Genomic DNA, 12,987 nt, shown 5'->3' on the forward strand with positions numbered 1-12,987 from the left:
CAAATGCCGTAATTTTTTCATATGTTATAATGAATTCACCAACAAGTCGATAACGCGCCCGCCAATCCTTGCATGTTCGTTTGTAGAAACACCCGCAAAACAAGCTATATATCGCACTCGATGATACTGGCTTCTTGGCTGCCCATATCTTCGCGTCGGACAGGTCTCCGGGAGCGTCGGCAGGATTCAAGATTTCAATTGGACCGGCAAGAATCGAGATCAGGTTTCCAGGGTATTAGCGAATTTCCTAAAGGATTCGATCTGGAATAGTTTCTCGATCTGGTCTTTCCCGTATTCACGACGGAAGGAATTGTCTGATATAGGAAGATATTCCACACCCCAGTTCTCGCGTGCCCGATCGCTAGAGCGGCGGAGGCGCCTTACCCTATCGCATGCGGTGGTAGAAATATCCGCAAGCACATTTCTATTTCGATGCCTCGTCGCCGGTGATAACCAGAGCGGGGAGTGAATGTGCCAGCGTGCCAGGGAACGAAGGCAATTCGGCAACGAAACATAAAATCCGCCAACACCAAGGTACTTTTCCAAGGTTATGACCTTGTGGGTGTAGTGGCCCGGCAGGAATAGGGTCTGTCCGCTTTCCACGACGCCCCACCGAGAACTTTCGAGCGCGACAAAACTTCGCATATCAAACTTGGCCGTGCCATAGACCGGGCATCTTTCGACGTCCTCGAGACCCGCATCTAGCCCCTCGAACGTGTCCCACATCAGCCAGAGTTTCCGGCCGGTAAAGCAATAGTTGCTGCTATCGGGATCGTCCGAATGCGAATCCGTGACGTGCCCGCGCGTGCTGATCACGAAGCTGAACATTTCTTGCTCATAGGCTTCTACGGTACTTAGGCGGAGGAGGTTAAAATAACTGAGAATATCCGGGTCAATTACCGTTTCCATTTTGCTGTCACGAATGTGGAGATCGGTCACTCCGAATATCGACCGCCCTCTATCCCAACGTTCGATTATGTTCGCCAACGTCGCGCGATGGGCCCTTCCGGTCCGGCCGGTAAATACGCGGTACTTCGCCCGAGTTGAAACCGAAATCAGCGCCGCTTTCAGTTCCTCTATTCGATCGACTTGTGGCGCCGCAATTCGGTTCTTTCTCATGGGACAGGGATAACCTCTACAGATTATCGGTTGAGCTCTCGCCATGCTGGTAAAGAGTTTGTGCCGAGAGTACTTGGTGGGAACAACTCGACGGCACAATAAGTCGGAAATCTGGCGCTGCGATGCCTTCACGGTCGGATCGTAAAGCGATGCCGCTGCAAAGAGCTCCGATGCTTCCATTTTCGTCATGCGATGGTCCAGTATTTAGCAACCAGAGATTCCGCAAGCGATCGTTGACTTGGCGACTCCGACCGGGCAGAGACGTCGGTTGCCTCTTGACCCGCAGAGTACGATCAGGACATGGCGAGATACAACAAAATCCCGCCTCCTGGTCGATCTAGAACACCATGACCGTGCGAAACCACCTTGGGCTCGGCGACCAACCGCACGCGCCAAAAACCGCGCCTAGCGCATGACGAAGGGATTGGCGATCGGGTCCGGCGAGGTGTTGATCCAAACCGTTTTCGGCCGCGTATAATCGTAGATTGCCTGGAACCCGCTTTCCCGGCCATAGCCGCTGTCCTTGAAGCCGCCAAACTCGGCGATCGGCGACACGACCCGGTAGGTGTTGATCCATACGATGCCGGCGCGCGTCGCCTTGGCGACCCGCAGCGCACGCCCGACGTCGCGGGTGAAGACACCGCAGGCAAGGCCGTATTTGGTGTCGTTGGCCAAGCCGACGACTTCCTCTTCGGTCTTGAACCGCAGCGCGCTCAACACGGGCCCGAACAGTTCGGTGTCCACGATCCGAAGGTGTTGGTCGGGGCAGTCGACGATGGTCGGCTCATAAAACCAGCCGGATGTGAGGTGCGACGGCTTTCGGCCACCGTGAATAATCGTGGCTCCCTCACCGCGCGCGCCTTCGACCTCGGCTTCGATGCGCATCAGTTGCCCTTCTGTTGCCAAGGGTCCCATTTGGGTCTCGTCGGCGAGCGGGTCGCCGATAGTGATCTGCCCCGCACGGTCAGCGAGCATCGACAAGAATTCGTCGGCGATGCTCTCGTGGAGATAGATCCGTGAGCCGGCGACGCAACTCTGGCCGCTCGCCCCGAAGATGCCGGCGACGCTGCCATTGACCGCGCTTTCGAGGTCGGCGTCTTCGAACACCATCACCGGCGACTTTCCGCCCAGCTCGAGCGAAACGTCGGCGAAGTTCTCAGCGGTATTGCGTACGATATGGCGCGCCGTCTCGGGTCCGCCGGTAAAGCTGACGCGCGAGACCAGCGGATGCGAGGTGAGCGTCCGACCGCAGGGGTCGCCGAACCCGGTCACGATATTGACCACGCCGTCGGGAAATCCCGCTTCAACAATCAACTTACCAAATTCCAGCATCGCCGCCGAGGCGTGCTCGGAGGCTTTGAGCACGACCGTATTGCCGGCAGCCAGCGCGGGTCCAAGCTTTACCGCGACAAGAAACAGCTGCGAGTTCCACGGAACGATCGCCGCCACCACGCCAAGTGGTTCACGCAGGGTGAAGACGCAGAGATCCGGTTTGTCGATCGGCATTGTGTCGCCGTGGATCTTGTCGGCAAGGCCGGCGTAATAGTGGAAGAAATCGGCAATGTATTTCGCCTGCCACCGCGTCTCCTTGAGCAACTTGCCGGTATCGATGGTCTCCGTCTTGCCGAGATCCTCCGATCGATCGGCCAACAGATCGGCAAGCCTGCGCAACAGCTTCCCACGCTCGGTGGGCGTCATCTTCGACCATGGGCCCTCTGTGAAGGCGCGGTGGGCAGCGGCAACCGCGCGATCGACATCGGCCGCGCTGGCTTCGGGAATTACCGTCCATGTCGCTCCGGTCGCCGGGTTGATGCTGTCGAAGGTCTTTCCGCCCTCGGCGTCGACCCATTGGCCGTCGATAAGCATCTGGTGCTGTTGAACGTCCGACATATCACCTTCCCCGTTCATGATTGCGCTTCGTCGCTCGGGCTTCGGACCTGAGACAATACCGACACCGCCTGCGGCGCAACAGAGATATCTGATCTTGTGGCCGATGGGCATGCTTGACCGACGCCGGCAAGACCGGCAAAAGAGCCTATTGCGTAGGCGGGCCAAATTTGGAGAGCAGGACGATGGCGGACAGCCAAAAGAAAGTTATCGGCGGGCCTCTTGTCATTGACGGCCGCAAGCTATCGTTGTCGAAAGCAATTCGCGCCGGCGACATGGTGTATCTTACCGGCCAGATCCCGATCAGCGACGGCGCGCCGATGACGATAGGCACGATCGAGGATCAGACCCGGGTCACCCTAGACCTCATCAAGGCCACATTGGATGATGCCGGTTGCGCATTGTCCGATGTCGTCAAGGCGATGGTCTGGCTCAGGGACAAGGAAGACTTCGCGGGATTCAACGAAGTCTACGCAGAGTATTTTCCCGACGATCCTCCGGCACGGTCGGCGGTCGTCAGCGCCTTGCTGGTCGATGTCCGGATCGAGATCGAGGTGGTGGCCTACAAGCCGTCATCTTGAACGTCCAAAAGCAGCATTCTGGCAACGATCTCGCATCGGGTCGCCCCTCCTCCAGTGACCCGTCGCCGTGCCACCGCCGACCAATAATCGTCAAAATAGTGGATCACGTCCGGGCTGTAGAATTCCCCGTCGGCCACGTCGTCGACGGCAAAGAAAGAGCACCGAGTGTGGCCCTTGGTTCAGTTCCGATTTGGTGCAATCTGCCGCCGGCGCAGTCAACGCATTGTTGCCACGCGAGCGGCGCCAACTCCCGCGGCGATAGCCGCGGTCGGGCCAGCCGCCGCTTCAGGCGCCTTTCCCTGATCTTAAAGTGGTGTTGAAGAAGCGCCGACTAAAGGCAAGACTGCGACACAAGGGTCATCGGGGCGAATGACTCGCTACTTGGGTGTAAAAATGTCTGCACGCGTGCTGTTCGTCGGCCTCGATGCCGTCGACGCCGGGTTGGTCGAGGAATGGAGTTCCGCGGGCCGCCTGCCAACGCTTGGCCGGATGGCACGGCACGGACATTACGGGCGCATCGCAACCTGCGTCGGGCACTTGCCCGGCGCCGTCTGGTTCGAGTTGGCAACCGGAAGATCGGTCGGCCGCACGGGGTGCTTCTTCGAATCACACGCGATCCGAACCGGCGAGGCCAGGATGCGCCGGCTGACGGCCGAGGAATGCGGCCGGGACGAGACCTTCTGGCGCACCGCGAGTGACGAGGGCAACCGCGTCGGTGTGGTCGATCTGCCGCACGCTCCCTTCGATCCCAGGATCAACGGTATTCAAATTGCCGAATGGGGCGTCCACGATCGTCTCGACGACGTGCGCGTCCATCCTGACGCGCTTGAGCGGGAAATACTCTCGTCCCACGGCTGTCACCCGGTGCACGATTGCAACCTTTACGCCGATGACGATAGCGGTTATCGCACGCTCATCGCGGATCTGAAAACGGGGATCGAGAAGAAGAGGAAACTCATACTCGACGTGCTGTGTCGCGAAACATGGGACTTGTTTGCCTGCGCATTTGCCGAGGGCCACTGCGCCGGCCACCATTTGTGGCACTTGCATGAGCTGACCGGCGCCCGAGACCCGTCCCTGCCTGCCAATGACCTCGCGCGCGGGCTTCTCGAAGTCTACCGATCCTTGGACGAGGCGCTCGCCGAGGTCGTGGCCGCCGCAGGAGATGAATGCGACGTTATCGTCATGGCAAGCCATGGCATGAGCCGTAGTTCGGGAGGACCGCAGTTGCTCCCTGAAATCCTTGCGCGGCTGCAACTGGCGGGCACGCGCGATGGCGCACCCGAGCAAGCAATTCGGCGTTTGCAGGCGAGCTTGAAGTACCGGGTGCCGCGCCGTTACGCGGCTATGGCACGACAGGTCGGTCGGCTGCCCTTGATTCGGCAGCTTCAATCAAACGCGGGATGCGCGCTCGATCCGTTCGAGAACCCGCGTATAAAGGCAGCGTCGATTCCTAACAATCGTGTCGGCGCCATCCGTTTCAACGTCCGCGGCCGCGAGCCCTCCGGATCTGTCGAGCGCGGCTCCGAGCTCGACGATATGACGGATGAGCTGCGCGCGGCGCTATTGGCCCTGCGCGATCCTACGAGCACCGAGCCGATTATCGACGATGCCCTGACCATCAACGAGGTCGTCGGTGCAGACGCTCATCCCGATTTGCCGGACCTCCTGGTGGTCTTTCGCTCCGACTTGGGACCCATTGAAAGCTGCGTTTCAGAACGTGTCGGGCGTGTCGACGCGCCGATCAACAAACCGCGAAACCCGCGAAGCGGAGACCATAGGCCGGTCTCGGGAGTATGGCTGACGGCACCAAGCAGACGCGACAAGCTCAATTTCGAGGGCGGCAAATCGGTCGATCTCGCACCGACGATACTTACCCTTATGGGTCTCGAGCCGCCGGCCTGGATCGATGGTAAATCATGGGTGGCCTAGACCGCACGCCGACCGGCTCGGGCTAATTGCGACCGAAAATCCTCTACAAAGCCGTTACTTGGGATCGAAATTCGGCGCCCGCTTCTCACGCAGGGCCGTATAGCCCTCCCGCACCTCCGGCCCGGAAAAGCCGACGAACTCCAACGCCAGCGAGGCGTCGAAACTCGGCCCGGCCATGCGCAACCAATTGTTCAGTGCGTATTTCGTCCAGCGGATGGCGACCGGCGCACCCTTGACGAGTTTCTCGCAGACCGCCATGGCGGTGTCGATGACTTTATCGTCGTCGGCGCACAGCGAAACCAGCCCGATTCGTTCGGCTTCCTCGCCGGTCACCGTTTCGCAGAGCAGCAGGTAGTATTTGGCCTTGGCCATGCCGCAGAGCAACGGCCAGATAATCGCCGCATGGTCGCCCGCCGCGACGCCGAGCCGCGTATGGCCATCGATAATCCGTGCCGTGCGCCCGGCGACGCTGATATCGGCCATCATCGCCGCCGCCAGACCGGCGCCGACCGCCGGACCCTCGATCGCCGACACCACCGGTTTGCTGCAATTGATCACGTTGTAGACGATGTCGCGCGCCTCCTGCCAGGCACGAAGCCGCGTATCCCAATCGTTCGCCATATCCTCAACGAGGGCAAGATCGCCGCCCGCGGAATAGACGCCCCCGTCGCCACGTAAGAGCACGCACGAAATTTCGGGATCCTTGTCGATGTCTCGCCACACCTCGGCGAGCTCGCGATGGCCGTCCGCATCGAGTGCGTTCAGCTTTCCCGGTGCCGACAGGATCACTTCGAGAATGCGCGGGGCTGGCTTGTTGAACTTCAGCGCCTTGTAGTTATCGTAACGGGCCGACATAGCGTTTCCTCCCGGTTTGTGCTTTGGATCGCGGCGTGGCAAAACCTGACTGCGCGTGAATGATTTCAATATGCGAAACTCTCGTTTGCATTTCAAATTCAACCGCCGCACACCATTTCGCACCGCCGTGACGGCGTCAATCGAGGGACGAGCCAACGTATGATGACGGATACAGATGCCGAGATGCCGGGCGAGGTGATTGTCGACGTCGCGGGCGACGGTCGGCGAGCATTGATCGAGTTCCGAAATCAAGCTCGGAACAACGCCCTCAGTATCGCCATGTGGGGCCAATTGAAGGAGATCCTTGAGCGGCTGACGCCGATGCCTGACCTGCGGGTCGTTGTCCTGCGTGGGGCCGGCCGGAGAGCGTTCTGCGCCGGCGCCGACATCCGCGATTTTGACGACAAGCGTTCCGGGGACGCTGCCCCTGCCTACGACACGCTGGTCGAGGATACCTGCCGTCTTCTCGATGAATTTCCCGTGCCGTCCGTGGCCATGATCCACGGATTTTGCATGGGTGCCGGGCTCTCGATCGCGAGTTGCTGCGATCTGCGTTTCTGTGACCCGTCGGCGATTTTTGCCCTCCCCGCGGCCCGCCTCGGTCTCGGCTACACGCGCCACGGCATCGAGCGGCTGATTAGGGTCGTCGGCCTGCCGCAGACCAAGCGCATTCTTTTTACCGCTGGACGGATCGACTCGGACCGTGCCCAGTCGATCGGCCTTACTCATGACATCGTCGACGCCGATATATTGGAAAGCACGGTCGCGGCGCTAGTCGACGACATTTGCCGCAACGCCCCACTGACAATGAGAGCGATGAAGCTTTGCATGACAGAGATGGCGAAGGACCCGACGGCGCGTGATATCGATGCCTGTCTCGCCGCCATTCGGCGCTGCAACGAGAGCCACGACTATGCCGAGGGCCGTCGTGCTTTCGCCGAGAAGCGTCCACCGGTCTTCAAGGGTTATTAGCGCGGCACACGGACCGATATCCTCGCCGCGGCGGGTCGGCGCGATCCCAATATTCGGATCACTCCCGCGGCCTCCGTACTTTGCGCCTGCGGCATCCACGCCGTTCATCGCGATGGCCTCGAGCCGATACAGCTTGACATTTCGGCAAAACACGCCCATTTGCTGTCCAGATTACTCGCGACCGCGCGAGGGGCTCTCGGCTAACCGATGGCTCTTGTTCTCGAAGTGATTTCCCTAATAACGTCCGTTTGCTCCAGGTGCGCGTGGAAGACGGTAAAGCGCGCTTAGCCGTTGACGCATCCATCGGGATGCGTACCGCTCTGGCGCAAAAAGGATACCTAAAGTCAGTGACAAATAATTCGTTTAAGGAGCTCGGTCTCGCCGAGCCGATCGTGCGTGCCCTCGAGGCTACGCAATATGTCGTCCCCACGCCCATCCAAGGGCGTGCAATTCCACCTCTGCTTGCCGGCAAGGATTTGCTGGGCATCGCACAGACCGGCACCGGCAAGACCGCGGCCTTTGCCCTCCCACTACTGCAGACTCTTGCCGCGAGCCGCGAACGGGCGCGTCCGGGAAAAGTACGTGCCTTGATCCTCGCGCCGACACGCGAACTCGCCATTCAGATCGCGGATAGCCTGGCAACCTACGGCCGCTATCTCGATCTTAGCCGGGCCGTTATCGTCGGCGGCGTCGCACAAGGGCCGCAGCGAAAAGCAATGGCCCGCGGCGTCGATATGCTCGTCGCCACGCCGGGAAGGCTTCTCGACCTTATCAGTCAGGGCCATGTCGGGCTCGACATGGTCTCGCACTTCGTCCTCGACGAAGCCGACCGCATGCTCGACATGGGTTTCATTCGCGACGTCAAAAAGATCGTCGCGGCCCTGCCCCGCCAGAGACAGAGTCTATTGTTCTCGGCGACCATGCCGGCCGAGGTCGAGCGCCTCACCCACCAGATGCTGTCAGACCCGGTCAAGGTCGAGGCGGCGTCACAAACCGTGACCGTCGACCAGGTCGATCAGCATGTTGTGCACGTCGGCGCCAAGAACAAACGTGCCCTGCTAACCAGCATGCTCTCCGATCCGACGTTTTCACGGGTCCTCGTTTTCACGCGAACCAAGCACGGTGCTAATAAGGTCTCCGAAGATCTGGACAAGGCCGGCATTGCCGCCGATGCCCTGCACGGCAACAAGTCCCAAAGCGCCCGGCAACGTGCGCTTGAGAAATTCCGCCGCGGACGGGCCAGGGTTCTCGTCGCGACCGATATCGCGGCCCGCGGTATCGATGTACATGGCGTGACCCACGTATTCAATCTCGACATCCCCAATGTGCCTGAGAGCTATGTGCATCGCATCGGGCGCACGGCACGCGCCGGTGCAGGCGGAATTGCAATCTCATTCTGCGATGCGAGTGAAGCCGAAGACCTTCGCCGGATCGAAAAACTGATCCGCCGCCGCCTTTCGGTCATCGACGGCCGGCAATTCTTGGCGGGTCCGAGTCCGGACGTTCAAGAACAGTCCGACGCGCGGCCGCAACGGAGACGCGGCAGTTCCGCCGCCGACGCGCGGCGTACACCGACTGATAAGGGTCCACGCCATGCGCCGGGGCGTCGGCCGATTGGTGTTCCGTCGAACGGCCAGACCGGCAAGCACAATGGCCGATCGAAAAGAGCACCCGAGACGCCGACTGGGACGGTGAAATGGTTCAACCCTGCGAAGGGCTATGGATTCATCCGGCCTGACGACGGCGGTCGGGACATTTTTGTCCATGTCAGTGCCGTGGACCAGGCCGGGATCGGGCATCCCACCGAAGGCCAGAAGCTCAGTTACGACCTGCAACGCGAACCGAAGAAAGGGCGCGTTTCCGCTGCAAACCTCAAAGCGGCCTAGGAAGTTCCAGCGGTTGGTCTCCCGCGATACGATCGCGAAATGTGGCCCGGCGCAATGTGTCAGTGGGATCTCGGCGGAGGGTCGCGGGCAACGTGCGCCGAGCGGCCCTCCGAGCCTCGGGGATAATGGCTGCGATATCCATAAATGGCGTCGCATGGCTCAACCGATCGCGGCCTGTCGGTCGCAACGAGTGCGACCACTCGATCATCGCCGGATATCGACCCGGTATCTGAATCCAGTTCAAAGTGAGCATCAATGGTCGGCCCTCAACTCGAGAGTGCGACCCTGACCGGTCAGCCGCGCCTCCGTCACGGGGTGGCCAAATTTCAGGCACCAATACGACGCAAGAGCCGATCCCAGATTGCGACCTCGTTCGGCGGTTATTCGTCTCTTGCGCTGCGATGCACGTCGTCATCGACGTATCCTATTGGATAGCGCTCGCTCTCATGCCGCTGGCCGCGGGCTTTCTGGTGCGCATCTTCATTATCCAGCATGATTGCGGACATCTCTCATTCTTCCGTTCGCGCCGTGCAAACGACCTTGTCGGATTTGCGTGCAGCCTGGTGACGGCGGCGCCGTATTCATCTTGGCGCCGGCAGCGTGCGGGTCACCACGGAATTTGGAATGATCTCGACCGCCGACAGAGCGGTGCCGATATCTATTCTTCGTGTTTAACAGTCGCAGAATACCGAGCATTGAGCGGCGGAGAGCGCCAATTTCCACAAAGAACGAAATTTCTAACGTACTGTCATACCCCCAAAAGTGGATAAGGCTCCTGCTCGCATCGTAGCTCCAGCTACGATGCGGGAAGTTCAGTGTCATAGCTGGTTATCCCAATCGCTGTGGCACAGTGGCCGTGCGACCGGTTGATCATTTCCCACCGATGAAGTGATCGACGTTTCGGCGCTTGGGCGGGAAGCGCCGAAGCTGGCGAGTGCCAATCCGGCCGCTCGACCTGTTTCTGTACCGCACAGCCACGAATGCTGGGCGCAAGGTGAGCCTGCGAGTCGGGCCCGCGGCAGTTGGTCACTGCAATCCACGCCCCTGCGGGTAACTGATGGGCTGCACCTAGTTCCGTTAGGGGTACCTCCCGAAATTCGTGCGGCCGGTTTTCCTGACCGGCGGCCGCGCGGCCCTCGGCGGCTTCGGCGCAGGCGGCTTGGCGCCACATTTCGGACAGGTGGCGGTCTTTTTTCTGAGGTCATAGTACTTGGTCGCACAATCCGGGCAGATGTGCTTCAAACCACGGGCGGATATCTGCATGTATCAGGACTCCTCGATTGATGTTTGCATTTCGATTGTCGGACGCGGCACACGGAACCATGGAAACGGCTTGTTCCCGGAATATGCCCCGCCTTGGGGCACTGTCCGGCAGGTCTGGAAATGCGATTGGACCCGGACCGGTATGATCTGGGCCCGTAGCGGGCCACTATCCACGCCTGCTCACGGCCTGGGACCGCAACGGTGCGCCTGTCCGCCACGCGGCCGTGTTTTTGCACCGGGCGCATATCCGCTCACCGGCCCAGTCGCTGCGGAACGAGGTTCGGCATCGATGGCAGAGGCGAAGTTTCGGCTGGTCCATTTCGGGCCGATCGGTCGGCACATTTGATCGCGGGGTAGAGGTCATGAATGTTTCTTCGCGTGTTCGTATTATCGTATGGCTGCACACTATTCAAAATCACCTCAAGGCAGAATACAGCTACCCTCTTGCTTTCGATATGGCCGATCTCAGTCCCAGTCATCTCCAGAATAATCGAGGTGGGCATTCGCCGGTATCTTCATGGCAGTGCAAGCCCAGTCGACTGCGCGATAGCCGCGATCGCAATTCCATCCAAGTCCGTGGGATGAATCCACGAATTATGCGTTGGCTGGAACCTCAATGGCGACGCAATTCTCGTCGATTGGGCGATACCCGCGATCGCACTCCCAACCCGACCCGTATGAGGAGTCCACCAAGTACCCGTTCGAAGGCACTTTGATGGCAACGCAGGTCTCCTCGTCGGCTTTCCGATACCCTCGGTCGCACTCCCATCTCTCGCCTGAAGGATTGAGATAGGCATTCTGAGGCACCTTGATTTCGGTGCAGGTCTCTTTGACCGCTCGATAACCGCGGGCACACTCCCAACCGCGACCGTAGGATGTATTTGTTGGGTATGCATATGCCGGCACCTTGACGGCAACACAGGCACCGTCGTCCTCTCGATAGTCCCGGTCACACTCCCATACGGTCCCATAGCTCTTCGCGCTCGCATTCTCGGGCGTCCCGACGGAATCGCTCTGAGCGAACACGGCGCCGGGCGCCGCGGACAGAAGCACGAGAAAGACTAGGGGGTGAATGACTACCAAACGTGGTCGTCGCATCGTACGCATCGGTCAATCCTTCTAAACGGTTCCAAGCACGCCACCGAATTTGCCGCCGACAGTTCTGACCCAGGCAAACGAACCGGTCCCATAATCAACATAAACGCGGGCCTCGCATCGATCGTGAATGCGCGCCCTTTGCATGGACACCGCATTGGCGTCTGGGTAGCCGGCTGTCCATTCCTGTGGCGACCGCTCTGGTCCCGATCGAACTACCCATTTCCATCTCGGCCTCAATCAGCGGTCACACTTCAAATCCTTGAAAAGCGGTGTTCGACGGTTCTGACCGAGGATGCTCGGTTGGCCGAAATACCATCACCCCGTTTTCACTTCCCACTGTGGATTGACGGTCGACCTATTCCCGTCGCGACCCAGTTCTGCCTTTCAGCCTCACTGGACTGCAAGCACTCGCCCACCGAAGTCTCTGCAAGCACCCGATCGCGTTCCAAAGCCGCCTCGAGTTCAATTGGATCTATTGTCATCGTATGAGTAATACCCGGACGATCAGACCTTGGGTGTAAATGATTCAGGGTCATTATCCGCCGGTCGGCGGGAAAAGAAATGCCTTCGAGAAGTTCCTCATCGGTTCCGACGCCAAAGGCGCCGGCCGCTAGTATCTCATCGAGACCGTCAAGGACGAAAGGCTTCCCGAACGCTGCCGTTTTCTTGCTTGTACGCACCGTCATCAGGCCCACCTTGTCGGCAGTCCTATCGCCATATCGAGAGGTGTCGAGAAAAACGCTTGCGCCCGCGTTCCGAAAACTACGACTTGGCCGCAGGCACAGCTTCGGTTGGTGATTTGTCGGTCTTTTCAGCCGGCTGATCGGGCGTTGGCGTCACCTTGGCCTTGTCGTCGGGGTTGCCTTTGCTCGGAGCACCTTGTGCCGAGGAAAATTCCTTAAATGACATGCGAAATACCCTTGATTTGGCCGGCATTTATTTGCCGCCAAAATATATATGGTGATCGGGAAAATATTTTTCAATAGCGTATTCAATGTGTTTTTGAATATTATTTATTCAAATTTAAACACCCGTAAGTATTTCATATTTTATTTTAATTCACTGAAGTAAATATCAACATTTTCCAAGTAAATAAAAGCCGTAAAATGCCGCCCCCGAACATCGCCGGCCGATGATGCGCGCACTCGCCGCGATCGTCGCCGCCGGCACCTGCGCCGTCGGGTCGTTCTGGGCGTTCCTCGCCGCATGGGACAATTTCGTGCGCGGCGTGACCACGGTCGGGATCTACCCGGTGGAAAAATTCCCCTTCCTCGCAATCATCGCGATCGGCTTCCTGCTATCGGCCATCGCATTCGTCATCAACGCGCGCGAGGAGATGACCGGCGGGCGGCGGGCACCGTCCGACGACGCACCGGACGCAGCCGAAGGCTGAC

The 12,987-nt window shown here is 59.5% G+C and carries 11 protein-coding genes and 2 pseudogenes; 6 read left to right on the forward strand and 7 right to left on the reverse strand.

Features of this window, described 5'->3' with window-relative positions:
* Positions 1-219 precede the first annotated feature (219 nt).
* Both GY791_05820 and GY791_05825 read right to left on the reverse strand, forming a co-directional pair.
* Positions 220-1,308: a hypothetical protein gene (locus tag GY791_05820; GenBank protein ID MCP4327941.1), complete on the reverse strand. Its 1,089-nt coding sequence runs from the start codon at positions 1,306-1,308 to the stop codon at positions 220-222.
* A 216-nt stretch (positions 1,309-1,524) separates the two neighbouring features.
* Positions 1,525-3,009, reverse strand: coding sequence for an aldehyde dehydrogenase (locus GY791_05825; GenBank protein MCP4327942.1), 1,485 nt, complete (start codon positions 3,007-3,009; stop codon positions 1,525-1,527).
* 182 nt (positions 3,010-3,191) lie between these two features.
* On the opposite strand from GY791_05825, the gene GY791_05830 reads away from it, so the two are divergent.
* Together GY791_05830 and GY791_05835 are read left to right on the forward strand one after the other, a co-directional pair.
* Positions 3,192-3,587, forward strand: a complete 396-nt coding sequence (locus tag GY791_05830) for a RidA family protein (protein ID MCP4327943.1) — start codon at positions 3,192-3,194, stop codon at positions 3,585-3,587.
* 393 nt (positions 3,588-3,980) lie between these two features.
* Complete coding sequence (locus GY791_05835) at positions 3,981-5,519, forward strand: hypothetical protein (protein ID MCP4327944.1); 1,539 nt, start codon at positions 3,981-3,983, stop codon at positions 5,517-5,519.
* A 54-nt stretch (positions 5,520-5,573) separates the two neighbouring features.
* Here the strand turns inward: GY791_05835 and GY791_05840 are convergent, their stop codons facing one another.
* On the reverse strand, positions 5,574-6,374 hold the full coding sequence (locus GY791_05840) for an enoyl-CoA hydratase/isomerase family protein (protein MCP4327945.1): 801 nt from the start codon (positions 6,372-6,374) through the stop codon (positions 5,574-5,576).
* 159 nt (positions 6,375-6,533) lie between these two features.
* Here GY791_05840 and GY791_05845 point away from each other — a divergent pair, with 159 nt between their 5' ends.
* The 3 genes and pseudogenes from GY791_05845 to GY791_05855 all read left to right on the forward strand — a co-directional run bounded on the left by GY791_05845 (position 6,534) and on the right by GY791_05855 (position 10,002).
* Entirely contained in the window at positions 6,534-7,346 is an 813-nt protein-coding gene (locus tag GY791_05845) for an enoyl-CoA hydratase (protein MCP4327946.1), read from the forward strand.
* Positions 7,347-7,654: 308 nt separating this feature from the next.
* Complete coding sequence (locus tag GY791_05850; GenBank protein ID MCP4327947.1) at positions 7,655-9,232, forward strand: DEAD/DEAH box helicase; 1,578 nt, start codon at positions 7,655-7,657, stop codon at positions 9,230-9,232.
* Positions 9,233-9,487: 255 nt separating this feature from the next.
* Positions 9,488-10,002: pseudogene (locus tag GY791_05855) on the forward strand (hypothetical protein).
* On the opposite strand, the pseudogene GY791_05860 reads toward GY791_05855, so the two are convergent.
* The 4 genes and pseudogenes from GY791_05860 to GY791_05875 form a co-directional block, all read right to left on the reverse strand.
* Positions 9,950-10,054, reverse strand: a pseudogene (locus GY791_05860) (DUF1488 family protein). The pseudogenes GY791_05855 and GY791_05860 sit on opposite strands and share 53 nt — an antisense overlap.
* A gap of 255 nt (positions 10,055-10,309) precedes the next feature.
* Positions 10,310-10,495 carry a hypothetical protein gene (locus tag GY791_05865; protein ID MCP4327948.1) on the reverse strand — a complete coding sequence of 62 codons (186 nt, stop codon included), beginning with the start codon at positions 10,493-10,495 and terminating at the stop codon, positions 10,310-10,312.
* 1,424 nt (positions 10,496-11,919) lie between these two features.
* Positions 11,920-12,279 (reverse strand): hypothetical protein, encoded by a 360-nt coding sequence (locus GY791_05870; protein MCP4327949.1) that lies wholly within the window; start codon positions 12,277-12,279, stop codon positions 11,920-11,922.
* Between the two features lie 76 nt (positions 12,280-12,355).
* Complete coding sequence (locus GY791_05875; protein ID MCP4327950.1) at positions 12,356-12,502, reverse strand: hypothetical protein; 147 nt, start codon at positions 12,500-12,502, stop codon at positions 12,356-12,358.
* 223 nt (positions 12,503-12,725) lie between these two features.
* Here GY791_05875 and GY791_05880 point away from each other — a divergent pair, with 223 nt between their 5' ends.
* Positions 12,726-12,986: a hypothetical protein gene (locus GY791_05880; protein ID MCP4327951.1), complete on the forward strand. Its 261-nt coding sequence runs from the start codon at positions 12,726-12,728 to the stop codon at positions 12,984-12,986.
* Position 12,987 lies beyond the last annotated feature (1 nt).

The sequence above is a fragment of the Alphaproteobacteria bacterium genome (genome assembly GCA_024244705.1).
Lineage (GTDB): Bacteria > Pseudomonadota > Alphaproteobacteria > JAAEOK01 > JAAEOK01 > JAAEOK01.